A 24,808-nucleotide genomic window follows, 5' to 3' on the forward strand; every position below is an offset into this window, starting at 1 on the left:
GAGGCGAGAAGAATCAGCGCGGTAGGCGCGCTAGTAGCGATAGTGCGCGTAGCGACGCACCAGCCGGGAAAGACGAGAAGAGGAACGCAGAAAAGTTCATTCAAAAACTATAACGGCTTTTGAAGACGCGTGCAATCAGGCTTTCCGATCGCGCTGATTGATTCGTACAGAATGACGCGTACCGACCATGCTTGCGCGGCATAGCTGCCGAAATGCAAAAAGCCTGCGTCCGCAAGGAGGCAGGCTTTTCGTCATTCGCGAATTCGCGACGCGACCGGTCAGTAACCGCCGATCGTCGCACTCACGCGCTGGCGCAAGTCGGCGCCGTCGCGGAACTGCGCATTCTCGATGCGGCGCGCGCCCTGGAAGCGCTTTTCCCAGTAGCCGTCTTCCATGTCGTCGACGCGGATCGTGCTGCCGGTGGACGGCGAGTGCACGAACTTGTTGTCGCCGATATAGATGCCGACGTGCGAGAACGAGCGGCGCATCGTATTGAAGAACACGAGGTCGCCCGGCTTCAGATCCGACACGGTGACTTTCTCACCGACGCGGCTCATTTCTTCGGCGCGGCGCGGCAAGGTCATACCGAGCGTGTCCTGAAACACGTAGCGCACGAAGCCGCTGCAATCGAGGCCCGAATCGGGGGAATTTCCGCCCCAGCGATAGCGCACGCCGATCATGTTGAGCGCGCCGACGACGACGTCGCCCGCCTTGCTCGCCATGCCCGACAAAAACGACTTCGCACCGCCCGGGTTGCCGGCGGCGTCAGCGTTCTGTGCATCGCTGGATCTGGAGGAGAAAATGCCGTTGTTGGCATTTTGGCTGCTACTGCTGACTTCATCGGCGAAAGCGCCGGAAGTTGTTGTCATCAGAAGGCCGATTAACATGGTCGCGGCGGCGCGCGCGCATGTCTGAGTCAACGTTAGTGGCTGCATCGGTCGGTAGGTTTTACAATTAAAGGCTGTTAAATCAGGTAGATACGTGAAACTTTGGAGGGATACTAGCCATAAAGTATTTAACTGTCAAAAGAAATAGAAAAATTCAATTGAGATGGGCACCCAATTGGTGAAAAAGAAAGATTTTTAGGATTCCAGGGCCGCTCTCAGCAGCTTTCTTGTGTATTCGTCCGAAGGCTTCGAAAAAATCTTCTCTACTTCACCGGACTCCACGACAAAACCATCTCGCATGACTGCGACGCGATGCGCCATCGCGCCGATCACCTGTAAGTCGTGGCTAATGAAGACGTAGCCGAGATTGTGCTTCTTCTGAATGTCGGCGAGGAGCGCAAGTACTTGAGTCTGAATGGAAACATCGAGCGCGCTGGTCGGCTCGTCCAGAATCAGGATGCTCGGCTCCAGCACCAGCGCGCGCGCAATCGCGATCCGCTGACGCTGCCCGCCCGAGAACTCGTGCGGATAGCGCGTCAGGGCCGAGCGTTCCATCCCGACCTCGCGCAACACCGCAACCACCTTTGCGCGGCGCGCGGCGGCGTCGAGTTCCGGGCGATGCAGCGCGAGCCCTTCCCCGACGATCCGCTCGACCGTCTGCCGCGGCGACAATGAACTGAACGGATCCTGAAATACAACCTGCAGATTCGAGCGCAGCACGGTCTTTTCGTTGCCGCGAAAATCGCCGAGCGCGCGGCCCTGAAACTGCACGGCGCCGTGCGAGATGCGCTGCAGGCCGAGCAGCGCCATCGCCAGCGTCGATTTCCCCGAGCCCGATTCCCCGACAATGCCGAGCGTCTCGCCCTGCCGCACCGTCAGCGTGACGTCGTCGACGGCCTTGAAGCGGCCGCGCCGGAACCAGCCTTTGAGGCCGGGCACGCGCACCGGGTAGTCGACGGACACGTTCTTCGCGTCGAGCAGCACCGGCGCGATCGGCAGCACCGGCAGCACGGCGCGCTTCGGCTTGCTGTGCAGGAGACGCTGCGTGTACGGATGCTGCGGTGACGTGAAAATCGTCTCGACCGTGCCGCTCTCGACGAGCACGCCCTTCTCCATCACCGCGACGCGCTCGGCGAAGCGCCTCACCAGATTTAAATCGTGCGTAATGAGGAGCACGGCCATTCCGCGCTTTTCGGCTTCGTCGCGCTGCAACTCCAGCAGCAACTCGACGATTTGCGCACGGATCGTCACGTCGAGCGCCGTGGTCGGCTCGTCGGCGAGCAGCAGACGCGGGCGGCACGCGAGCGCCATCGCGATCATCACGCGCTGGCGCTGTCCGCCTGACAACTGATGCGGATAGCTGTCCACGCGCCGCTCCGGCTCCGTGATGCCCGTGCGCGCGAGCAGCGCGATCGCCCGCTGGCGCGCCTCGCGCGGACTCGCGCCATCGTGCAGCTGAATCGTCTCGCCGATCTGGTCGCCGACCGTGTAGAGCGGATTGAGCGCGGTCATCGGTTCCTGGAAGATCATCGCGATGTCGGAGCCGCGCAGGCCGCGCATCGCGCGCTCGCTCTTCGAGAGCAGTTCCTCGCCGGCGAAGCGGATCGAGCCGGACAGTTCGGCGTCGCGGATCAGGCGCAGGATCGACAGCGCCGTCACGCTCTTGCCCGATCCCGACTCGCCGACCAGCGCCACGCGTTCGCCCGCGCGCACCTCGAGATTCACGCCGTCGACGGCGAGCGTGTCGCCGAAGCGCACGCGCAAGTCCTTAATGGAGAGCATCGGCTCGCTCACTGCCCGCCTCCCGCTTTCACCGCATCCGCGATGCGCGTGTCCAGCGCATTGCGCAATGCGTCGCCCATGAAGGTCAGCAAAAGCAGCGTCGCGACGAGCACGCCAAAGGTCGACAGCGAAATCCACCACGCGTCGAGATTCGCCTTGCCCTGCGCGAGCAGTTCGCCGAGCGACGGCGTTGGCGACGGCACGCCCAGGCCGAGAAAATCGAGGCTCGTCAGCGCGAGAATCGCCCCGCTCATGCGAAACGGCAGGAAAGTGATGACCGGCGTCAGGCCGTTGGGCAGCACGTGCCGCCAGATGATCTGCCAGTTCGACAGGCCCATCGCGCGTGCGGCGCGCACGTAGTCTTGCGTGCGATTGCGCAGGAATTCCGCGCGCACGTAATCCGACAGGCCGATCCAGCCGAACAGCGACAGCAGGATGATCAAAAGGATCAGGCTCGGCTCGAAGATCGACGCGAAGATGATCAGCAAATACAGCTCCGGCAGCGCGCTCCATATCTCGATCAGCCGCTGCCCGGTGATATCGATCCGTCCGCCGAAATAGCCCTGCACCGCGCCCGCCACGACGCCGAGCACTGTGCCGATCAACGTCAGCACGAGCGCGAACAGCACCGATACGCGAAAGCCGTAGACGAGCCGCGCGAATACGTCGCGGCCGCGGTCGTCGGTGCCGAGCCAGTTCTCGCGCGACGGCGGCGCCGGGTTCGAGCCCTTCGAGAAGTAGTTGAGCGTGTCGTAGTAATAGTGATTCGGCGGATAGATCGCGAAATTGCCGGGCGCACTGAAGCGGTCGCGCACGTAAGGATCGAGATAGTCGGCGGGCGTCGGGAAGTCGCCGCCGAAGGTCGTCTCGGCGTAGGTCTTCACGAGCGGAAAATAAAGCTGCCCCTGATAACGCACGACGAGCGGCTTGTCGTTCGACCACAGCGGCCCCGCGAGGCTGATGACGAACGCCGCGACGAACACGATGAGGCTCCAGTACCCCAGCCGGTTGCGTCTGAAGCGCAGCCACACGCGCCGCCCGGGCGACACCGAAACCGGCTCGCGCAACGGCTGCGCGTCGGAGTCGTGGCGTGACGATCGTGATGAAGCGGCTCGATTCAAGTCAGCGCTCCAGTTGTTCGAATTGAATGCGCGGATCGACCCAGACGTAGCAGAGGTCGGAGACGAGCTTCGTCGCGAGGCCGATCAGCGTGAAGAGATAGAGCGTACCGAGCACGACCGGATAGTCGCGCCGCACCACGGATTCGTACGAAAGCAGCCCGAGCCCATCGAGCGAAAAGAGTGTTTCGATCAGCAGACTGCCCGTAAAGAACGCACCGATGAACGCCGCCGGAAAGCCGACGATCAACGGCAGCAGCGCGTTGCGGAACACATGCTTCCAGAGCACGCGCCGCTCCGACAGGCCCTTGGCGCGCGCGGTCAGCACATACTGCTTGCGGATTTCGTCGAGGAAGGCGTTCTTCGTGAGCATGGTGATGATGGCGAAACTGCCCACGACCGAGGCCGTCACCGGCAATGTGATGTGCCACAGATAGTCGAGAATCTTGCCGCCGAGCGACAGCGTGGCCCAGTTGTCGGAGGTGAGATTGCGCAGCGGGAACAATTGCCAGAACGATCCGCCGCCGAACAGCACGAGCAGCAGAACGCCCAGCACGAAGCCGGGAATCGCGAAACCGACGAGCACCATGAGACTCGTCGCGACATCGAACTTCGAGCCGTTCTTCACCGCCTTCGCGATGCCGAGCGGCACCGATATCAGATACGTGATGAAGAACGTCCACAAGCCGATGCTGATCGACACCGGCAGCTTCGACACGATCAGCGACCACACGCTCTGATGCCTGAAGTAGCTTTCGCCGAGATCGAAGCGCGCGAACTTGCCGAGCATCGAGACATAGCGTTCGAGCGGCGGCTTGTCGAAGCCGTAGAGCGCCTTCAGTTGCGCGACCTGCTGCGCATCGACGCCGCTATGGGTGCGCAATCCGAAGCCGCCGCCACCGCCTTCCGATTGCCCGCGCCGCAGATCGTGCACCGCCTGCTCGACCGGGCCGCCCGGCACGAACTGGATCACGACGAAGGTGAGCGTCAGCACGCCGATGAGCGTCGGGATCATCAGGAGAATGCGTTTAAGGATGTAGCTCCACATGGCGCACCGTCCTTTATTTCGCTGCGGCGGCGGGCGCAGACTTCGCCCACCACGTCGATATGATCCATTCCTCGGCGCCGTAATACTGCGGCAGCGTCGCCGGATGCCCGAGCGTATTGCGATACGCCACGCGATGCGTCGCCGAGTACCAGTGCGGCACGACATAGTAGCCGTTCATCAGCACGCGATCGAGCGCGTGCGTTGCGTCGACGAGCTGTTCGCGCGTTTGCGCCGAGATCACCTTCTGCAGAATCGCATCGACGGCCGACGACTTCACGCCCGCAAGATTGTCCGAGCCCGTCTCGTCGGCGGACTTGCTGCCGAAGCGCGACACCTGCTCGGTGCCCGGCACCTGCACGTCGGGCATGCGCACGCTCGTCATGTCGAAATCGAACGCGTCGAGCCGCTTCTGGATCAGCGCGAAATCGACGGTGCGGAACGTCATCGCGATGCCGAGCTTCTGCAGATTGCGCCCGAACGCGGCCGCGACCGGCTCCATCGACGCGCCGCCGCCGGTGTCGTCGAGAATCTCGAAGACGAAGGGTTCGCCCTTCGCATTGCGCAGCGCGCCGTCGCGATACGTCCAGCCTGCTTCGGCAAGCAGCTCGCGCGCCTTGATCAGATTCGCGCGCAGCGAGCCGGGCGGATCCGTGTTCGGCTGATGCGGCATTTCGCCGAACACGGACGGATCGAGATCGTTCTTCAACGGATTCAGGATCGCCAGTTCGCCTTCGCCGGGCTTGCCCTTCGCCTGCAAATCCGTATTGACGAAGAAACTGTCGATCCGCTTGTACTGGTTGAAGAACAATTGCCGGTTGAGCCATTCGAAATCGAGCGCGAGATCGAGCGCCTGACGCACGCGCACGTCCTTGAAAAGCGGCCGCCGCGTGTTGATGAAGAAGCCCTGCATGCCGGTGCCGTTGTGCTGCGGAAATTCGCGTTTGATGAGCTCGCCGCTGTCGAAGCGCTTGCCAATGTCGCGCCGCACCCAGCTTCGCGCGATATATTCGACGAGCACATCGTATTCGCCCGCCTTGAACGCTTCGAGGCGCGCGGTGGAGTCGCCGTAAAGCTTGTAGTCGATGTGCGCGAAGTTGTACATGCCGGCGCGCACCGGCAGCGACGCGCCCCAGTAATCGGGATTGCGCCGGTATGAAATGGTCCGGCCGTTGTCGAAGCGGTCGATCACATACGGCCCGCTGCCGATCGGTTTCTGAAACGCGATCTGATCGAACGGCACGCGCGTGCCGTCGGACTTCATGCCCCACTTGCGCGAGAACACCGGTATGCCCCCGGCGAGCAGCGGCATCTCGCGCGTCGCGGCCTTGAACTCGAAGCGGATCGTGAGCGGATCGACGATCACCGCGCGCGCGATCTGCCCGAAATACACCGCGAACTGCGGCGCGGCCTGCGGACTCTTGAGCGTTTCGAAGGAAAACTTCACGTCCTCGGCAGTGACCGGATCGCCGTTGGAAAAGCGCGCCTTCGGGTTGATGTGAAACGTGGTCGACATGCCGTCCGGCGCCACCGCGATGTCGTCGGCGAGCAGGCCGTATGCGGTCGCGACTTCGTCGGAGCTGCCGGTCGTCAGGCTCTCGAACATCAGCGAGAGACCGGGCGCGGGATTGCCGCGCAGCGTGAACGGATTAAATTTGTCGAAGCTCGTCAGCCGGTTCGGGTTGGCGAGCACGAGCGTGCCGTCGCGCGGCGCGTCCGGGTTGACGTAATCGAAGCGCTTGAAATCCGCCGGATACTTTGGCTCGCCGTATTGCGCGATCGCGTGAACCGCGCAGGCCGGAGTCGCGAACCCGGCGATCGATCCGCTCAGCGCAAGCGCAGCAAGTTTGACGATGAAGTTTCGTGAGGCGCGGAATGAGCGGATCGTCGTGCGAGTCGTCATGTGCCTCTTGGCGCAATTCTGGGCGCAATGGGGTGAAGCGTTGAATGATCCGGGCGGAGCCCGAAGCGAACGCCGCGAGAATCCTTGGCGGGGCATTGCGTTGTGAGAGAATTCTACCCAAAATCACGCGCCGTACGGCTTGCGGCATAAGGGTTTGCATTTACGCCCGATCCGAGCCGATTGCGCGACGCACGATACGCGCGGCATCCGTTTCATCAGTCGCGCGCGACATTGACTTCAAAGAAGGAGCACTCATGGGCTTTCTCGCTGGAAAACGAATTCTGCTGACGGGCTTGCTGTCGAACCGCTCGATTGCGTACGGCATCGCCGAAGCCTGCAAGCGCGAAGGCGCCGAGCTCGCATTCACGTACGTCGGCGAGCGCTTCAAGGAGCGCATCACCGAGTTCGCGGCCGAGTTCGGCAGCGACATGATCTATCCCTGCGACGTCGCCGACGACGCGCAAATCGACGCCCTCTTCGCCTCGCTCAAGGAACGCTGGGATACGCTCGACGGCCTCGTCCACTCGATCGGCTTCGCGCCGCGCGAGGCGATCGCGGGCGACTTCCTCGACGGCATGACGCGCGAAAACTTCCGCGTCGCGCACGACATCTCCGCGTACAGCTTTCCCGCGCTCGCCAAAGCCGCGCTGCCGATGCTGAAAGACGGTTCGTCGCTGCTCACGCTCAGCTATCTCGGCGCCGAACGCGCGCTGCCGAACTACAACACAATGGGTCTCGCCAAGGCATCGCTCGAAGCGAGCGTGCGTTACATGGCGGCGTCGCCCTCGCTCGGCGGCAAGGGCGTGCGCGTCAACGCCATTTCCGCCGGCCCGATCAAGACGCTCGCGGCGAGCGGCATCAAGGGCTTCGGCAAGATCCTGAACTTCGTCGAAGAAAACGCGCCGCTCAAGCGCAACGTGACGACCGAGCAGGTCGGCAATGTGGCCGCGTTCCTGCTCTCGGATCTGTCGGCCGGCGTGAGCGCGGAAGTGATCCATGTCGATGCCGGATTTCACGCGGTCGTCGGCGGAATGGGCGGCGACGCGGAATAAGCGTCTCGCTTCTGCTCTTCGAAAAAAAGCGCCGCTCACTTCAAGTGAGCGGCGCTTTTTTCATGGCCGGAGCCGTTGCGGACTCCATCTCAGCGATGTCCGTGCGGTCCGCCGTGACCATGGCCGTTTCCGTTTCCGTTTCCGTTTCCGTTTCCGTGACCGTGGCCATGCCCGGGCGGCGGCCCGTGATGCGGCCCGCGTCCATATCCGTGATAACGATTCCAGTCGCTGCGGCTCCAGTAACGGCGGCCGTCCCAGTAACGGTTGCCGTGCCAGCCGATCACGACCGGCGGCGCATACACCGGCATCGGCTGATAGACGACCGGCGGCGGCGGCGGCGCGTACACCGGCGACGGCGCAACATACACCGGCGCCGGAATCCCGATATTGACCCCTACATGCACGTCGGCGCGCGCGACGCTCGCCGCGCTCCATGCCGCCACGGCCAGCACGCCTGCCAGAAAGCTTCCCGAGATATTCATCTTCATATGCAACCGACCTCGCTTTTCTACTTGTTCGCTTGCGACCCAATATAACGGAAGGCTTTCAGCGCAATATTTCAGGTTTGTAAGTTTCTGCGCGTGACGGCGTATCGTCAGGAGAAACCTTACCTTTTGTTACATTGCGTCCAAGTGTGAACTGCCTCGGCGCTCATCGATTCCGGTAAATCCGGCTTTTCCGACGCATCGGGCGAAACGAAAAAGCCACCTGCTGGAGGTGGCTCTTTCCGAAACGCCGAAGCGCCGAACGCCGAGCTATCAGTGCCAGCCGTGATGACCGTTATCGTGTCCGTATCCGTAACCGTGGCCATAGCCGTGACCGTTGCCGTGGTAGCGATAGTATTCGTCGCGATTCCAGTAGCGGCGGCCGTCCCAATATCGATCGCCATGCCAGCCGACCACGATGACCGGCGCAGCGTACACCGGCGGCGGAGGCGGTGCGTACACGACGGGCGGCGGAGGCGGCGCATAGACCGGCGCCGGCGCCACGTACACAGGCGCGGGCACCCCGATGTTTACGCCCACGGACACGCCCGCCATGGCCGCGCCGGACAACGTCAGACCGCCGATCAGGAGGGCGCCAGCCAGCGCGGAAGCCTTCGAAACCTTGTTCATTGTGAAGCCCACCTCGATGGGATGTGTGTTGTGTTGACGGGACTATATCGGACGGATGCTGCCGCAAGTGTTCGACTTGGTAACGTCCTATTACGGTCGATAAAATTACGAAAAGTAAGGCGCGCACGCATGAAAAACGGCGGCCTGTGAAAACCAGGCCGCCGTCCGCATGAAGCGTGACGCCATTCAGTTCGGCAGTTCCTGCCCGCGGGTTTCCGGCGCGAGCGGAATGACCGCGAGGCCGACCAGGAACACGATCGCCGTGAGCGCGATCGGCACGCCGAGCGTCTTCATGTTGAGCACCATCGCGCCGATGCCGAAGTTCACGATCGCGCCGACGAACCGTCCGACCGACGTGCAGAACGCGAACGCCGTCGCGCGGATACGGGTCTCGAATTGCTCCGGAAGCCACAGCGAGAACAGCGCGAAATTGCCGCCGAAAAAGCCCAGCACCACGAGCAGCGCGATAAACGGCACGAGCCCGTTCGGCAGATAGAACGCCCAGCCGAACGCGAGCGCAATCGACGCCGCCATGCCGACGAAATACACCGCGAGCGTCTTCCTGCGGCCGATTTTTTCGGCCATCGGCGGCAGCGCGAGACAGCCGACGATGGTGCCGATCGACAGCAGCCCCGTCGCGATCGACGCCATGCGCGCCGCGTCGTGCTTGTCCATGCCCGCCTTCGTCGCGAGCTGGATCACCGCCGACGGCTCATACACCGCGCCCGCCCACAAGCCGATGATCGCCACCGTCAGCAACACCGCCGCGACGATCGTGCGCTTGCGATACTGCGCATTGAAGATGGTCTTCAGCGAACTCTGGTGCTTCACGTGCGGCGTGGCGACTTCCGCGCGCTCCCACTTGTCGGTTTCCTTGACGCGCATGAGCACGAGAATCGACACGACGACCGGGAACAGGCCGACCAGGAACATCGCGCGCCAGCCGAACGCGGCGCCGATCGTGTAGTTCAGCGCGGCGGCGAGAAAGAAGCCGGCGTAATAGCCGGTCTGCAGATAGCCCGCGCCCATCTTGCGGCGATCCTCCGGCCACGCTTCCGCCACATATGTGCCGGCCAGCGCCCATTCCCCGCCAATGCCCACGCCCGCGAAAAAGCGATAGATGCCGAGTTCCCACACCGTATGCGCGGTGGCGGCAAGTCCCGTGAAGATCGCGAACGTGAAGATGGTCGCCGCCAGCACCTTGGTGCGCCCGAAGCGGTCGGCGAGCGGTCCCCAGATGAAGGACAGTCCCCATCCCACCAGAAAGAGCGCGAACAGAATCGAGCCCGCCAGCCCGACATTCGCCGGCGTCGCGGCGTAACCTGAGCGCGGTAGCAACTCGGTGAGCGCCGGTGCGAGCACGAGCGCGTAGATGAACGAATCCATCCCGTCGAGCGTCCAGCCGGCCCACGCGCCCCAGAAACCGGTGATCTGCGACCGGTTGAGCGGCGTACGTTTGGCGCGCGTGGCGCTTATCTGTCGATCGAGCGTTGTCGGCATGGCCATGTCTCTCCAGAGAAATTAACGACGCACGCGTTAAAAGTGTTTGTTATGGCGTCTAGGGAAAGCACCGGGGTTCCGTGTGCATTTTTATATATAATATTTGAACATCACCACACGACAAGTCCGCACTTTCACCTAGCCATGCCGACCGATCTCTCTGCTCCCGGGTCTTCGAATCCGGTTTCATTCCGCGACGCGCAGTTCGAACCGCGCCAGAGCACGTCGCGCTTCATCGCGGATGCGCTGCGTGCCGCGATCGTCGAAGGCTCGCTCTTGCCGGGCGAGCCGCTGCGCCAGGACGCGATCGCGCGGCAATTTTCGGTGTCCGCGATTCCGGTGCGCGAAGCCTTCCGGCAACTGGAAAGCGAAGGCTGGGTGACGATCGAGCCGAATCGCGGCGCGGCCGTCAGCCTGCAATCGGCCGACGAGGCGCGCGAGATCTACGAGATCCGCGCGTCGCTCGAAAGTCTCGCTATCGGCATCGCAATCGGGCATCACACGCCCGAGACGCTGGCGGACGCCAAACGTCTCCTCGACGCCGCCGAAAGCGAGTCCGATCAGGCGCTCTATGTGGTGCGCAACGAGCAGTTCCATATGAGCCTCTACGCGCCCGCGAACCGCCCGCATCTGATGGATCTGATCGGTCAGATGCATCGCCGCGGCGAACGTTATCTGCGCCTGAAGCTCGGCCTTCCGATTCACAAGGATTCGTCCGATGCCGAGCATCGCGCGATCTTCGATGCACTCGTCGCGCGCGATATCGAACGTGCGCAGACGCTCGTCGCGCGCCATCTGCTCGCGACGGGCGAACTGATTTACCGCTTTCTCGCCGATGCGCAGGCGCTCGCCCAGGCAAGCCACGTCAAGAAGAAACGCCGTCCGCGCGCGGCTGCTTCCGCATCTTCCAGCACGACTCCAACGACTTCCTCACAGGCAGACCCACAGGCAGACCGATGAACTCGTCCACACCCGCCGGCGCGCTCGCCGCCACCCGCAACTGGAACACGCGCGCGCAGGAAAAGGCGCGCCGTCTGAAGCTGATCGAGCCGTGGCTCGACGGCGCCGTGCTCGATCCCGCGCGCATCGTCGATGCGTTGAGCGCGCTGATCGTCACGGGCGACCGCGTCGCGCTCGAAGGCAACAATCAGAAGCAGGCCGACTTTCTCTCGCGCGCCTTCGCCAAGCTCGATCCCGAACGCGTGCACGACGTGCATCTGCTGATTTCGAGCATCAGCCGACCGGAGCATCTCGCGCTGTTCGAGCAAGGCATCGCGCGCAAAGTCGATTTCGCGTTCGCCGGGCCGCAAAGCCTGCGCGTCGCGCAACTGCTCGAAGACGGCATGCTGGAGATCGGCGCGATCTATACGTACATCGAACTGTATGCGCGCATGTTCATCGATCTCACGCCGCAGGTGGCGCTCGTGTGCGCCGCGCAGGCGGACCGGCACGGCAATCTCTACACCGGCGCGAACACCGAGGACACGCCGACGATCGTCGAGGCCACCGCGTTCCGGCATGGCATCGTGGTCGCGCAGGTCGACGAGATCGTCGATGAACTGCCGCGCGTCGATATTCCCGGCTCGTGGATCGATGTCGTCGTCAAGGCGGATCGGCCGTTCGCGGTCGAGCCGCTCTTCACGCGCGATCCGCGTCACATCGGCGAATTGCAGATCCTCATGGCGATGATGAGCATTCGCGGCATTTACGAGCGTTATGGCGTCACGTCGCTGAATCACGGCATCGGCTTCGATACGGCCGCCATCGAACTGCTGCTGCCGACGTACGGCGAATCGCTCGGGCTCAAGGGCAAGATCTGCACGAACTGGGCGCTCAATCCGCATCCGACGCTTATTCCGGCGATCGAATCCGGCTGGGTGCAAAGCGTGCACTGTTTCGGCAGCGAAGTCGGCATGGAGGATTACATCGCGGCGCGCTCGGACGTGTTCTTCACCGGCCGCGACGGCAGCCTGCGCTCGAACCGCGTGTTCTGCCAGCTGGCCGGGCAGTACGGTGTCGATCTGTTCATCGGTTCGACCTTGCAGATGGACGCCGACGCGAATTCATCGACCGTCACGCTCGGGCGTCTCGCGGGCTTCGGCGGCGCGCCGAACATGGGACACGATCCGCGCGGACGGCGCCATTCGAGCGAAGCGTGGCTCAAACTGCTGAAGGACGACGGCCCGAACCCGAAGATCGCGCGCGGCCACAAGCTCGTCGTGCAGACCGCCGAGACGTACAAGAAAGGCGGCGAGCCGACCATCGTCGATGCGCTCGATGCGATTGCCGTCGGCGAGAAAAGCAAGATGCCGATCGCGCCCGTCATGATCTACGGCGACGACGTCACGCATGTCGTGACGGAAGAAGGCATTGCCTATCTGCACGCGGCCGAAGGCGTCGAAGAGCGGCGCGCGGCGCTCGCCGCGATTGCGGGCGTGACGCCGATCGGCATGCGCGCCGATCCGGCGAAGTCGGCCGAGCTGAGACGGCGCGGCATCGTCGCGTATCCGGAAGATCTCGGCGTGCGGCGCGGCGAAGCGAAGCGCTCGTTGCTGGCGGCACGCAGCATCGACGATCTGGTCGCGTGGTCGGGCGGGCTCTATACGCCGCCCGCGCGCTTCAGAAGCTGGTGAGCGCGATGCGCCCCGCCCTCTCCCCGGCGCTGCGCGATGCGGAGTGCCCCGCGTCGCCCGCGCGCATCGCCCAATGCGCGGTCGCGGCGCTCATCGACGAAGCGTGCCTCAGCCCGAAGCCCGCACTCGTCGATCAACGCGGCAGCGGCGCACATCGCGATCTCGATCTGGACACGATGCTGCGCTCCGCGCATGCGCTGCAACCGACGTTCTTCGCGCTCGCGCGCGCGGCGTCGAATGCAGAACCGTCGCAGGCATTGCGCGAGCAACTGGCGCGCATCGGCCGCGAAGGCGAAGCCGCGATGATGCGCGCAACCGACGGCAGCAATGCGCATCGCGGCGCGATCTGGATCGTCGGCTTGCTGTGCGCGGGCGCGGCGATGCATGCGCCGAACGACAGCGACGCGATCTGCGCGTCGGCCGCCGCGATCGCGCGTCATGAAGATCGCTACGCGCCGGCATCGGCCACGACGAGTCATGGCGCGCGCGTCACGCAACGCTTTCGCGTGGCGGGCGCACGCGGCGAAGCGCGCGACGGCTTTCCGCACGCGCGGCGCGTGGGCATCACTGCACTCGACGATGCGCGCGCACGCGGCCTCGCCGAAACCGACGCGCGGCTCGATGCGCTGATCGCGATCATCGCGTCGCTCGACGATACCTGCCTGCTTCATCGCGGCGGCCTCGATGCGCTCGATGCGGCGCAGCGCGGCGCGCGCCACGTGATCGATCGCGGCGGCGTGAGCACGATCGAAGGTCGTGCCGCGCTCGCCCAACTGGACGCCGATTTGCTGGCGCTGAACGCATCGCCCGGCGGCGCGGCCGACCTGCTCGCGGCGACCCTTTTTCTCGACAGTCTCAGGCGCTTGCCCTGAAGAGGAACGAACCATGGAAAACATGCGATACGAATATCCCGCCAAACGGCCCGTCACGCGCCCCGCGCACGTGGGCGTCGTCGGTTCGGGCGATCTCGAAGTGCTGCTCTCGCCGTCGCCGGACGCGCACGCGGAAGTGGTGATCCGCACGAGCGTCGATGGTTACGGGCACGTGTGGAAGAGCGTGCTCGACCGCTTCTTTCAACGCTACGACGGCGCCGCGAAGATCGAGGTCAACGACTTCGGCGCGACGCCCGGCGTCGTCATGCTGCGCCTGAACGAAGCGGTGGAAGCCAGCGAAGGAGATACGCCATGAACGCGCACGACACGTTTCTCGCGCGCCACAGTTTCATCGAGCTGACCGCGCGCGAACGCGCCCAGGCGCTGCTCGACCCCGGCACGTTCCGCGAACTGCTCGGCCCCTTCGACCGGCTCGAATCGCCGTGGCTTGCGATGCAGAACGTCGTCTGCCAGGCCGACGACGGCGTGGTGATCGCGCGCGGTCTGCTTGCCGGCGAGCCGGCGGTCATCGCCGCGATCGAGCCCGCGTTTCAGGGCGGCAGCATCGGCGAAGTGTCGGGCGCGAAGATCGCCGCGGCGCTCGAAATGGCGCTCGGCGAGTTCGAAGCCGGGCGCGCCATCCGTCCCGTCGTGCTGTTCGAAACCGGCGGCGTGCGCTTGCAGGAAGCGAACCTCGGGCTTGCGGCCATCGCCGAGATTCAGGCGGCGATCATGGCGCTGCGGTCGCACGTGCCGGTGGTCGGCGTGATCGGCGGAATGGTCGGCTGCTTCGGCGGCATGTCGCTCGCGGCGGCGCTTTGCACCGAACTCGTAATGACGCGTCAGGCGCGGCTCGGCATGAACGGGCCGGAAGTGATCGAGCAGGAAGCGGGCATCGAGGAACTCGACTCGGGTGACCGGCGCCTCATCTGGTCGATGATCGGCGGCGAAGAACGCGTCGTAGTCGGTCTCGCGGACGCGCTCGTCGAAGACGACACCGATCAGGTGCGCGCCGCCGTGCTCGCCGCGTTCGAGCGCGGCGTACCGAAGCGGCATCGCAGCGAAGACGTCGACGGCTTCATCGCGCGGCTCGCGCAAGTGAACCCCGACGCCATCGATCCCGACACACTGCGCAACTTGTGGGGCACATCATGACTGAGCAGCTTTCCCGCGGCGAGCGCTGGCTCGACGCGCTGACTTCCGCATCCGTGCAAGCCGAAAGCGGCCCGATCCGTGCGCGCGACGGCCGCCTCGGCGACGACACGGCGCGCTTTTTCGCCGTCGTGCCCGATTCGCAGAACCGTTTTCCGCGCGCGACCGATAACGTCGTCGGACTCGAACAGGGCTGGCTGCTCGCTCGCGCCGTGCGCGAGGTGCTCGACGCCGATCGCGATGCCGACGTGAAGCGCCCGATCGTCGCCGTGGTCGATGTGAAGAGCCAGGCGTACGGACGGCGCGAGGAACTGCTCGGCGTTCACCTCGCGTGCGCCGCCGCCGTCGATGCTTACGCGAGCGCGCGGCTCGCGGGACATCCGGTGATCGCGCTGATCGTCGGGCCGGCGATGTCGGGCGCGTACCTCGCGCACGGCTATCAGGCGAACCGTATCGTCGCGCTCGACGCGCCCGGCACCGCCGTGCACGCAATGGGCAAGGAAGCGGCCGCGCGCGTCACCCGGCGCAGCGTCGAAAGTCTCGATGCACTTGGCGATACCGTCCTGCCGATGTCCTACAAGATGAGCGCGTACGCGAAGCTCGGGCTGCTGCACGAACTGATCGAAGGCGTGAATGCCGATGCGCCCTCTCCCGCCGACATCGAACGCGTAAAGGCGTCGCTTGCCGCTGCGCTCGACGATGCGCGCAACGGTCCGCGCGATCTGTCGAATCGCCTCGCTTCCGCCGATGCACAGCGCACGCGCGCCGCGTCGATCGAAGTGCGCAGGCGCATGCGCGAGCAGTGGAGCGCGTGATGGCGCATGAGTCGCACGAGCCGCGTCCGCACGACTTGCTGCGGCTCGCGTCCGGCACTCCGCATTTCGCCGATGCGCCCGCATGGGTCGCGGCGGCACTCGCCCGCGCGCCGTTCGTGGTCGTGCGACGCGCACCGTGCGCGGGCACGGCGATCGCGGTCGGCGTGCGCGGCGCGGCGCGCCATGAACGCTTCGGCACGTGGATCGAGCCGCGCTGGATCCACGCGATCTTCACGCCGGAAGAACTGCGCACGCGCCAGCCCGAACCGAGCCGCGCCGCGCTGCCCGCGTTTGCGTTGCTGCGCGCGGTGGCCGCGATCATCGATGCGCATGGCGTCGATTGGGGACCCGCAGGCAGCACCGGTTTCGAACTTGCCAGCGCAATGCCGACGCTCACGCGCGACAGCGATCTCGATCTCGTCGTGCGCGCGCCGACGCCTTTATCGCGCGACGACGCCGCATCGCTGTTCGACGCGCTCTCGCACGCCGCGCGGCAGGCAGGCACGCGCATCGACGCGCAGATCGAAACGCCCGACGCGGCCTTCTCGCTGGCCGAATTCGCACGCCCCAATCTGCGCGTGATGCTGCGGCACGCCGACGGTCCGCGCCTCGTCACCGATCCGTGGGCGCGCGCATGATCGCCTTTCTCTTTCCCGGACAAGGCGCGCAGACGCCGGGCTTTCTGCATCGGCTCGGCGGCGACACGCCGCATCCGGCGATCGCGCGCACGTTCGATGAAGCATCGGACGTGCTCGGCGAGAACGTGCTCGCACTCGATACCGCCGATGCGCTCGCGTCGACCGTCGCGGTGCAGATCACGCTGGTCGTCGCGGGCGTGGCCGCGACGCGCGCGCTCGCGCAGGAAGGCATCGAGCCGGAAGCGGTCGCGGGGCTATCGGTCGGCGCATACGGCGCGGCGGTCGCGAGCGGCGCGATTGCCTTTCACGATGCGCTGAAGCTCGTGCGACTGCGCGCGACGTTCATGGAGGAAGCGCGTCCGCACGGCTACGGCATGCTCGCGGTGCTCGGCTTGAACGAGCGCGAGATCGCGCGCGTTCTTGATGACATCAAGGCAGACATCAAGGCCGATGCCTACATCGGCAATCTGAACGCGCCGCGCCAGATCGTCGTGTCAGGCAGCGATGCCGCGCTCGCGCAGGTCCGCGACCTCGCGCTTTCGCGTGGCGCGCGCAAGGCCGAACGGCTCGCGGTGAGCGTGCCGTCGCATTGCGTGCTGCTGGAGGACGCCGCCACGCGTCTCATCGATGCGGCGCGCGATGTGCCTATCGAGACGCCGCGCATCGCGTATGTCGGCAATCGCGGCGCGCGCGTGCTGCGCCGTGCCGACGCAATCCGCGAAGACCTCGCGACCAACCTGCGCTATCCGGTGCGCTGGCACGACTCCACCATCGCGCTGTCCGAACTCGGCGCGAACGTCTTCGTCGAGATGCCGCCGGGGCAGACGCTGACCTCGCTACTCGCCGACGCCCTGCCCGGCACCCCCGCCTACGCGATGGACGCGTCGCCGATCGGCGCGATCGCCGCACGCGTGCGCATCGCGCGCGACCGCGCGAACGATTGATTCGCTGCGCGTTCGCGACTGCTTCGCGCTTCGCGCTGGCGTTTCCATCGATTCTGTCAGCAAAATCGGAATTTTCGGGTAGCTTACGAGTCGACTTTCATTAGCATTTCACGACGTCGACGCATCTCTGCTCGACGACAACCATAATGACATTCCAAAGGTAAAACTATGACAATCGTCCGCATTGTGGTGGCCGCATCCGCCGTGGTCACGCTCGCGTCGTGCAGCAGCATGGGCAGCATGGATCCGAACCAACTGATGCAATCCGGCCAGTTGGCTACGCAGGCGCTCTCGCTCAGCGACTCCGACGTCCGCACCCTGTCCGACAAATCCTGCGCCGAACTCGACAAGGAAAATCAGATCGCGCCGGCCGGCAGTCCGTACACGCAGCGTCTGAACACGATTTCGAAGCAGCTCGGCGACAACATCAACGGCGTGCCCGTCAACTACAAGGTGTACCTGACGAAGGACGTCAACGCGTGGGCCATGGCCAACGGCTGCGTGCGCGTCTACAGCGGACTCATGGACCTGATGAACGATGACGAAGTGCGCGGCGTCGTCGGCCACGAAATGGGCCACGTCGCGCTCGGTCACACGAAAAAGGCGATGCAGGTCGCGTATGTGACCACGGCGGCGCGTACGGTGGCGTCGTCGGCGGGCGGGATCGTCGGGAATCTGTCGGCGTCGCAGCTCGGCGACCTGTCGGAGAAGTTCGTCAACGCGCAGTTCTCGCAATCGCAGGAAACGGCCGCGGACGATTACTCGTTCGACACGCAGAAAAAGAAGGGTTACAACCCGAAGGGCCTCGTGACCGCGTTCCAGAAGCTCGCGACCATCGACGGCGGCAAGTCGAGCATGCTGAGTTCGCATCCGGCGTCGCCGGCGCGCGCGAAGCATATCGAAGACCGGATCGCGTCCGGCAAGTGATGTCTGCCTGAATCACGCCTCTGGGCGTGTTGCACGCGCGTCACGACGCGCGTGCATCGACTGAAGAAAAATCAGTTGAAGTAGTAACGCACGCCCACGGTCAGGCTGTCGTTGTGGCGATGGCCGCCCTGGTAGCTCGCGGTATCGGCGGTGTATTCACCCGAAACGCTCCAGTTCTTCTGGAACTTGTACTCGAGGCCCGCACCGTAGTGGAACCGCGTATCCGGCCAGAAGCCCGTAAAGCCGATGCGTGCATACGGCATCAGATGGTTGTCGAGCGGCATGCCGACGCGTGCGTCGAAGCCGCCGTCCTTGTAGGTCGTCGAGCCTTCATGGAAATCCGCAAAGCCTTCGATACCAACCACGAAGCGATCGACATCGAAGTTGTAGCCCGCCATCAGGCCGGGGAAGAACGTTGCGTGCGTGGACCGCTGATAGGTGCCGCCTGTTGCATCCGACCAGTTGATGCCGACTTTCGTGCCGACAAAAGGACCTGCGAATTCGCTGGAACCTGCAACTTGGCTGGGACTTGCGACTTCGCTGGGACTTGCGACTTCGCTGGGACCCGCATACTCGGTAGCCTGCACATGTGCAACCGCGAGCAGCGAGACGAGTAACGGCGCGACGAATTTCTTGAAACCTGCCATGACTGACTGATGAACCGTAAGAGAGGTACTACCCGCACTGCGCCAAGCGCGTGCAGGCGATAACCGTAAAATCGGGACAACGAACACTTGCGTTGCGTTGCACTTTGTTTGCCATAAGACAAACAACCCGCGAGATTAGTTACCTACGGCCACCATCGAAAGCGGAAACATCCTAAAGAATAAATATTTTCGGCACCGCCAACTCACACAGGATGACGAAGCAATGCGCAAACGCCGATCGTCGCGCCGAAACGACAAAAAGCCCCGCAAGTTTTTACACTTGCGGGGCTTTTCTTACTACGCTGGCGGAGACGGAGGGATTCGAACCCTCGATCCAGTTTTTAGCCAGATGCTCCCTTAGCAGGGGAGTGCCTTCGACCTCTCGGCCACGTCTCCCAAACTTTTCGTTGCACCGGGAGTGCAGCGCAACGAGATCGAGATAATAGCGTGTTCGCACGCGCCGGTCAAATTCGCTCGACGATTTTTTTGAATCTGCCGGCGCCCAAACGAAGCCTTACGCGCGGTCCAGCTCGAACGCCTTGTGCAACGCGCGCACCGCGAGTTCCGTGTACTTTTCGTCGATCAGCACCGAGATCTTGATTTCGGAGGTCGAGATCATCTGGATGTTGATGCCCTCTTCCGACAGCGTGCGGAACATCGTGCTCGCGATACCCACGTGCGAACGCATGCCGACACCCACCACCGACACCTTCGACACCTTCGGGTCGCCCAGCACGGTTTCCGCCTGCACGTGGCCCTTCACCTGATTGTTCAGGATTTCGAGCGCGCGCTGGTAGTCGCCGCGGCCGACCGTGAACGTGAAGTCGGTCTTGCCGTTCACGCTCTGGTTCTGGATGATCATGTCGATGTCGATGTTCGCATCGGCGACCGGCCCGAGAATCTGATATGCGACGCCCGGCTTGTCGGGCACGCCCATGACCGCGATGCGCGCTTCGTCGCGCTGGAACGCGATGCCAGAAATCACTGCTTTTTCCATGTTCTCGTCTTCTTCAAAAGTAATCAGGGTGCCGGAGTGCATCTCCTGCTCGAGCGGCATCAGCGGATCGGTCAGGCTGGAGAGCACGCGCGTCTTCACCTGATACTTGCCGGCGAACTCCACCGAGCGGATCTGCAGCACCTTCGAGCCCAGGCTCGCCATTTCCAGCATTTCCTCGAACGTCACGCGGTCGAGCCGGCGCGCTTCTTCCACCACGCGCGGATCGGTCGTGTAGACGCCGTCGACGTCGGTATAGATCAGGCACTCGTCCGCCTTCATCGCCGCCGCGATCGCGACCGCGGAAGTGTCCGAGCCGCCGCGGCCGAGCGTCGCGATGTGACCCTCGGGATCGACGCCCTGAAAGCCCGTAATCACGACGACCTTGCCCGCATCGAGATCCTTGAGCACGCGCTCGCCGTCGATCTCGCTGATGCGCGCCTTCGTGAAGGCGCTGTCCGTGCGGATCGGCACTTGCCAGCCGGCATAACTCACGGCGTCGAGGCCTTCGGCATGCAGCGCGATGGCGAGAAGCCCCACGCTCACCTGTTCGCCGGTGGAGGCAATCATGTCGAGTTCGCGCGGGTCCGGATCGGCCTTGATGTCTCTCGCGAGACCGAGCAGGCGATTGGTTTCGCCGGACATCGCCGACGGCACGACGACCATCTTGTGGCCGGCCCGATGCCATTTGGCGACGCGCTTGGCGACGTTCTTGATGCGCTCGACCGAGCCCATCGAAGTGCCGCCGTATTTGTGTACGATGAGTGCCATTGTCGTTTTGAACTGAAGGGGAAAACCGCGCTTCACGCGCTCGATGCGCAGCGCTTGAGACTCGCGTTCGGTTGCTTCGGGGGATATTGAGCCAACGATACGCGGACGCTGCCGCACGCCCGTCGCGCGCACGATGTCGTAACGCTGCGCGCATGGCGGCGTAGTTGCGGGCGAAATCGAGTCTTTTGAACGGAGCTGCCGCGCAAAAACGCGCTTGGGGCGAAACCGAGTTACCGTACCCGATCGAAGCTGAAATTACAAGATGAAGCCCCCGAGTCGGCGATTTTACCGACTTCTGCGCAACGCTTCCCGAATGGCGTCTGTCGTGGCTCTGACGCCGCTACGCGAGCAGCAGGTCCGGCCGCCACACGATGCGGCGCCACGGTCCGTGCGCCGCCTCAGGCGCCGCTTCCCGGTTGACGCCCAGATGCGGAACGAACAGCAGCGCCTCGCCGATGAAAAGCAGCGGGACATCGCGCTTCCATGCCGGCACGCCGCGCTCCTGAAACAGGTTCTTGAGCGTGCGGCTCGGCGCTTCGCCCGCGACGCGCATGCGCTCCCCGCCCGCACGCGAGCGCGCGACGAGCGGCGCGGTGCGCAGCACGCCCTCGCCGACCACGTCGCCGGCTGCGTCGTTCGTGCTTGCATCGACCGGTTCGAAGACGAATGAGCCGCGCCACTGCGGCAGGCGCCACACTTCGTCGCCCTGCCAGTGCAGTTCCAGCGCGGTTTTTTGCGCGGGCGCGCCTTCGTCGAGATCGGCGGTGTCAGTGCTGTCGCCCGCTTCCCAGAAGAGCGCGCCGCGATAAACACGCAGGCAATGCCCCGCGTGATCGACGCGCAGCGCGTGGCCGTCGCGCGCGGCGGCGGCATCGCGCAACTGGCGCAGCATGTCGGCGATGCGCACGCTCGACGCCGCCTGCAAACCGCGCGCGCGAATCCAGTGGCGCATTAGGTTGATCACGCGATCGTCGTCGAGCGCGAGCAGCGCGTCGAGCTTGAGTGCGCCCGCTTCATCGGCATGAGCGACGTGCTCCAGATCGATGCGTGCAAGCTGGTCCAGCAGACGCTGCGCCGCTGCCGCGTGCGAGGCCGTGCGCGCGAGCGCATCGCGAAAACCGGGGAAATGGACGGCGAGCACCGGCAGCACGTCGTGGCGCAGCGCGTTGCGGGAATAGCGCGTGTCGGCGTTGGATTCGTCGTCGATCCAGCTTAAGTCGCGCTCGTGCGCGTATTGCTCCAGCTGCGCGCGCAACAGCCGCAACAGCGGCCGCAGCCGCGGCACTGCGCCGTCCGCACGTTGCGGCGCCATCGCCGCGAGGCCCGCGACGCCCGCGCCGCGCAGCAATTGCAGCAGCACGGTTTCGGCTTGGTCGTCGGCGTGATGCGCGATCAGCAGCGCGCTTGCGGCGTGTTCGTCGCAGAGTTCGTCGAGCGCGCGATAACGCGCATCGCGCGCAGCCGCTTCGAGGCTCTCGCCGCCCGCGCGCGCGACATCCACGTGACGCGCCGCGTAGGCGACGTCGAGCGAGGCCGCGAAGCGCTCGCAATGCGCGGCCCACGCGTTCGCGTTCGGGCTCAGTCCATGATGAATGTGCGACGCGACGACCCGCGCGGCGCCGAAGCAACGCACGGTGGCATCGAGCAGAACCGTGGAGTCGAGTCCGCCGCTCAGCGCGACGGCGAGAAGAGCATCTGGAGGAAGGTCCGCCGCCGAAACCGCCGCGCGCAGCGCCTCGCAGACGAGGCGGCCGGCCGGGGTTTCGCTGTCGGAAGTCACGATGATTCGTGAGAGAAAGAAGTGCTCGCCGGGTTACGCGCCCGGCATCGTTTCCTTGAACTTGCCGTAGGCCATGAGCTTCTCGAAACGGCGTTCGCGCAGGTCCTGCACGCCCATGCCCTGGAACTGGCGCAGCGAATCGGCGAGTGCGCGACGCAGCAGCGCGGCCATGCCCTTCGCGTCGCGATGCGCGCCGCCGAGCGGCTCGTTCACGATCTTGTCGATGAGACCCAGCGCCTTCAGGCGATGCGCCGTGAGACCGAGCGCCTCGGCCGCTTCCGGCGCCTTGGCCGCGCTCTTCCACAGAATCGACGCGCAGCCTTCCGGCGAAATCACCGAATAGGTGGAGAACTGCAGCATCATCACGACATCGGCGACGGCGACGGCCAGCGCCCCGCCCGATCCGCCTTCGCCGATGATCGTGGTGATGATCGGCGTCTTCAGTTCCGCCATCACGTACAGATTGCGGCCGATGGCTTCCGACTGCCCGCGCTCCTCCGCGCCGATGCCCGGATACGCGCCCGGCGTGTCGACGAACGTGAAAATCGGCAGGCTGAATTTCTCGGCGGTGCGCATCAGACGCTCGGCCTTGCGATAGCCTTCCGGGCGCGGCATGCCGAAGTTGCGCAGCGCGCGCTCTTTCGTGTCGCGGCCCTTCTGATGGCCGATCACCATGCACGGCTGACCGTTGAAGCGCGCGAAACCGCCGACGATGGCGAGGTCGTCCGCAAAGGAACGATCGCCGTGTAACTCGTGGAAATCGGTGAAAAGCTCGCTCACGTAATCGAGCGTATAAGGCCGCTGCGGGTGACGCGCGATTTGCGAAACCTGCCAGGGCGTCAGGTTCGCGTAGAGATCCTTCGTGAGCTGCTGGCTTTTCTTCGACAGCCGCTCGATTTCTTCCGAAATATCGACAGCGGAATCGTCCTGAACGAAGCGGAGTTCTTCGATCTTCGCTTCGAGTTCAGCGATCGGCTGCTCGAAATCCAGAAACGTGGTCTTCATGTGTTCGAGTCCTAGGAACATCGGGCAGCGCGTATTTTAACCGCGTCCGTCCCTCAAAAAGTCGCGCGGGAACTATCGATTATAAAGCAACGATAGTCGCCTATTCGCGCCTGACATGCGCGCGTATATTTTAGTGATCGGCCGGAATCGGATTGAGGCTGCGCCACATGTACCAGGTGGCGACCGTGCGCCACGGCTCCCAGTTCGCCGCAACTTCGCGCGCCTCGCTGCGCGTGACCGGCTCGCCGCTGAAATAATTGACGCTGATCGCCTGGATCAGGCCGAGATCGTCGAGCGGCAATACGTCCGGGCGCGACAGATTGAAGATGAGGAACATCTCGGCCGTCCATCTGCCGATGCCGCGAATCTGCGTAAGCTCGGCGATCACGGCTTCGTCGTCCATCGAGGTCCACGCGTCGACGTGCAGCGCGCCCGATTCGAAGTGCTGCGCGAGATCCAGAATGTACTCGGCCTTGCGTTTCGACAAGCCACAAGACTGCAATTTCTCGTGACCAAGTTTGATAAAGCGCGCCGGATGAATCTCCGGACACGCGCTTTTCACGCGTTCCCAGATGGCTTGCGCCGCCTTGGTCGAAATTTGCTGACCGGCCACGGAGCGCGCGAGCGTCGAGAACGGATCGCCGAGATTGACGAGATGGATCTGTCCGAACTTCGGAATCAGCTTCTTGAGGATACGGTCGCGCTTCATGAGATCGGCGCAGGCGCGATCCCAGTAGTCGGGACGCGTGACTTCGCGCGTGAGCCCGCCGATCTGCACCGGCACCGTTGCATCGGACGTAACGACGCGCGACTTGCGCACGATCTCGCCCTCATGCGTGTCCGGAACCAGCGCCTGCGCGCTTGCGCCATCGGCCGCGACCGCACGGCTGTTGCCCCTCGCGGGCGACGCTTCGGCTTCTTCCGTGCCCTTCGATGCGCGCGCGGCGCCGTTCAGGCGCGCGCTGCTCTCCGGCTTTTCAGCCTTGATCGGGGCCTTGCTTGCAGCCTTGAGCGCGACGCTTGCGGCCGGCTTGCTGCCCGCGCCCGCACGTTTGAGCGCGGTCTTGCGGCCGGTTGCCGCGCCCGCGCCATCGATTTTCTGCGTGTTCGTTTTCATCTGCGCGCCGCGCGTTTTCTTCGTTGCGCCCGACGCGTCGCTAACAGACGCGGGTCGTTTGACCGGCGTCTTCCTGGCCGTTGCCATCGTGCCTCCTGCCTGGTGAGTCGA

The 24,808-nt window shown here is 64.4% G+C and carries 23 protein-coding genes and 1 tRNA gene; 10 read left to right on the plus strand and 14 right to left on the minus strand.

Annotation, left to right across the window (positions count from 1 at the left end; translation table 11 throughout):
- Positions 1 to 278: 278 nt before the first annotated feature.
- The 5 genes from BRPE64_RS08480 to BRPE64_RS08500 form a co-directional block, all read right to left on the minus strand.
- The gene (locus BRPE64_RS08480) at positions 279 to 935 is read right to left on the minus strand and encodes a C40 family peptidase (RefSeq protein WP_044041403.1); all 657 of its coding nucleotides are present in this window, start codon (positions 933 to 935) and stop codon (positions 279 to 281) included.
- Between the two features lie 147 nt (positions 936 to 1,082).
- Positions 1,083 to 2,669, minus strand: a complete 1,587-nt coding sequence (locus tag BRPE64_RS08485) for an ABC transporter ATP-binding protein (RefSeq protein ID WP_044042076.1) — start codon at positions 2,667 to 2,669, stop codon at positions 1,083 to 1,085.
- An 8-nt stretch (positions 2,670 to 2,677) separates the two neighbouring features.
- Positions 2,678 to 3,790: an ABC transporter permease gene (locus BRPE64_RS08490; protein WP_044041404.1), complete on the minus strand. Its 1,113-nt coding sequence runs from the start codon at positions 3,788 to 3,790 to the stop codon at positions 2,678 to 2,680.
- Position 3,791: 1 nt separating this feature from the next.
- On the minus strand, positions 3,792 to 4,835 hold the full coding sequence (locus BRPE64_RS08495; RefSeq protein ID WP_016345670.1) for a microcin C ABC transporter permease YejB: 1,044 nt from the start codon (positions 4,833 to 4,835) through the stop codon (positions 3,792 to 3,794).
- Between the two features lie 13 nt (positions 4,836 to 4,848).
- On the minus strand, positions 4,849 to 6,735 hold the full coding sequence (locus BRPE64_RS08500) for an extracellular solute-binding protein (RefSeq protein WP_016345671.1): 1,887 nt from the start codon (positions 6,733 to 6,735) through the stop codon (positions 4,849 to 4,851).
- Positions 6,736 to 6,989: 254 nt separating this feature from the next.
- On the opposite strand from BRPE64_RS08500, the gene fabI reads away from it, so the two are divergent.
- Entirely contained in the window at positions 6,990 to 7,787 is a 798-nt protein-coding gene (gene fabI / locus BRPE64_RS08505) for an enoyl-ACP reductase FabI (protein ID WP_016345672.1), read from the plus strand.
- Between the two features lie 89 nt (positions 7,788 to 7,876).
- Here fabI and BRPE64_RS08510 read toward each other — a convergent pair whose 3' ends face one another.
- The 3 genes from BRPE64_RS08510 to BRPE64_RS08520 all read right to left on the minus strand — a co-directional run bounded on the left by BRPE64_RS08510 (position 7,877) and on the right by BRPE64_RS08520 (position 10,402).
- A complete protein-coding gene (locus BRPE64_RS08510) occupies positions 7,877 to 8,275 on the minus strand; it encodes a hypothetical protein (RefSeq protein ID WP_016345673.1) in 399 nt (132 codons plus the stop codon).
- Positions 8,276 to 8,545: 270 nt separating this feature from the next.
- Positions 8,546 to 8,902, minus strand: coding sequence for a hypothetical protein (locus BRPE64_RS08515; RefSeq protein WP_044041406.1), 357 nt, complete (start codon positions 8,900 to 8,902; stop codon positions 8,546 to 8,548).
- 186 nt (positions 8,903 to 9,088) lie between these two features.
- Complete coding sequence (locus BRPE64_RS08520) at positions 9,089 to 10,402, minus strand: MFS transporter (RefSeq protein ID WP_044042077.1); 1,314 nt, start codon at positions 10,400 to 10,402, stop codon at positions 9,089 to 9,091.
- Between the two features lie 144 nt (positions 10,403 to 10,546).
- Between BRPE64_RS08520 and BRPE64_RS08525 the strand changes: the two genes are divergently transcribed.
- The 9 genes from BRPE64_RS08525 (at position 10,547) to loiP (ending at position 18,383) form a co-directional block, all read left to right on the plus strand.
- Entirely contained in the window at positions 10,547 to 11,362 is an 816-nt protein-coding gene (locus BRPE64_RS08525; RefSeq protein WP_016345676.1) for a GntR family transcriptional regulator, read from the plus strand.
- On the plus strand, positions 11,359 to 13,035 hold the full coding sequence (gene mdcA, locus BRPE64_RS08530; RefSeq protein ID WP_016345677.1) for a malonate decarboxylase subunit alpha: 1,677 nt from the start codon (positions 11,359 to 11,361) through the stop codon (positions 13,033 to 13,035). Before BRPE64_RS08525 ends, mdcA begins: the two co-directional genes overlap by 4 nt.
- Positions 13,036 to 13,040: 5 nt before the next feature.
- Entirely contained in the window at positions 13,041 to 13,907 is an 867-nt protein-coding gene (locus BRPE64_RS08535) for a triphosphoribosyl-dephospho-CoA synthase (protein ID WP_051180394.1), read from the plus strand.
- Between the two features lie 13 nt (positions 13,908 to 13,920).
- Positions 13,921 to 14,223 carry a malonate decarboxylase subunit delta gene (locus tag BRPE64_RS08540; RefSeq protein WP_016345679.1) on the plus strand — a complete coding sequence of 101 codons (303 nt, stop codon included), beginning with the start codon at positions 13,921 to 13,923 and terminating at the stop codon, positions 14,221 to 14,223.
- On the plus strand, positions 14,220 to 15,062 hold the full coding sequence (locus tag BRPE64_RS08545) for a biotin-independent malonate decarboxylase subunit beta (RefSeq protein ID WP_016345680.1): 843 nt from the start codon (positions 14,220 to 14,222) through the stop codon (positions 15,060 to 15,062). The genes BRPE64_RS08540 and BRPE64_RS08545 overlap by 4 nt, the downstream gene beginning before the upstream one ends.
- Positions 15,059 to 15,874, plus strand: coding sequence for a biotin-independent malonate decarboxylase subunit gamma (gene mdcE / locus BRPE64_RS08550; RefSeq protein WP_044041407.1), 816 nt, complete (start codon positions 15,059 to 15,061; stop codon positions 15,872 to 15,874). The genes BRPE64_RS08545 and mdcE overlap by 4 nt, the downstream gene beginning before the upstream one ends.
- Positions 15,874 to 16,512, plus strand: a complete 639-nt coding sequence (locus tag BRPE64_RS08555) for a malonate decarboxylase holo-ACP synthase (RefSeq protein ID WP_144063339.1) — start codon at positions 15,874 to 15,876, stop codon at positions 16,510 to 16,512. The genes mdcE and BRPE64_RS08555 overlap by 1 nt, the downstream gene beginning before the upstream one ends.
- Complete coding sequence (gene mdcH / locus BRPE64_RS08560) at positions 16,509 to 17,456, plus strand: malonate decarboxylase subunit epsilon (protein WP_044042079.1); 948 nt, start codon at positions 16,509 to 16,511, stop codon at positions 17,454 to 17,456. The genes BRPE64_RS08555 and mdcH overlap by 4 nt, the downstream gene beginning before the upstream one ends.
- A 168-nt stretch (positions 17,457 to 17,624) precedes the next feature.
- Positions 17,625 to 18,383 carry a metalloprotease LoiP gene (loiP, locus tag BRPE64_RS08565; RefSeq protein ID WP_044041408.1) on the plus strand — a complete coding sequence of 253 codons (759 nt, stop codon included), beginning with the start codon at positions 17,625 to 17,627 and terminating at the stop codon, positions 18,381 to 18,383.
- 71 nt (positions 18,384 to 18,454) lie between these two features.
- Here the strand turns inward: loiP and BRPE64_RS08570 are convergent, their stop codons facing one another.
- The 6 genes from BRPE64_RS08570 to BRPE64_RS08595 form a co-directional block, all read right to left on the minus strand.
- The gene (locus BRPE64_RS08570) at positions 18,455 to 19,030 is read right to left on the minus strand and encodes an outer membrane protein (protein WP_016345685.1); all 576 of its coding nucleotides are present in this window, start codon (positions 19,028 to 19,030) and stop codon (positions 18,455 to 18,457) included.
- A 303-nt stretch (positions 19,031 to 19,333) separates the two neighbouring features.
- Positions 19,334 to 19,426 (minus strand) — tRNA-Ser (locus tag BRPE64_RS08575).
- Between the two features lie 118 nt (positions 19,427 to 19,544).
- Positions 19,545 to 20,795: an aspartate kinase gene (locus BRPE64_RS08580; protein ID WP_044042080.1), complete on the minus strand. Its 1,251-nt coding sequence runs from the start codon at positions 20,793 to 20,795 to the stop codon at positions 19,545 to 19,547.
- Positions 20,796 to 21,135: 340 nt separating this feature from the next.
- The gene (gene tilS / locus BRPE64_RS08585; RefSeq protein ID WP_016345687.1) at positions 21,136 to 22,575 is read right to left on the minus strand and encodes a tRNA lysidine(34) synthetase TilS; all 1,440 of its coding nucleotides are present in this window, start codon (positions 22,573 to 22,575) and stop codon (positions 21,136 to 21,138) included.
- 33 nt (positions 22,576 to 22,608) lie between these two features.
- Positions 22,609 to 23,580, minus strand: a complete 972-nt coding sequence (locus tag BRPE64_RS08590) for an acetyl-CoA carboxylase carboxyltransferase subunit alpha (RefSeq protein ID WP_016345688.1) — start codon at positions 23,578 to 23,580, stop codon at positions 22,609 to 22,611.
- Between the two features lie 130 nt (positions 23,581 to 23,710).
- A complete protein-coding gene (locus BRPE64_RS08595) occupies positions 23,711 to 24,784 on the minus strand; it encodes an endonuclease III domain-containing protein (protein ID WP_016345689.1) in 1,074 nt (357 codons plus the stop codon).
- Positions 24,785 to 24,808 lie beyond the last annotated feature (24 nt).

It is taken from the genome of Caballeronia insecticola (genome assembly GCF_000402035.1).
Classification (GTDB): Bacteria; Pseudomonadota; Gammaproteobacteria; order Burkholderiales; family Burkholderiaceae; genus Caballeronia; species Caballeronia insecticola.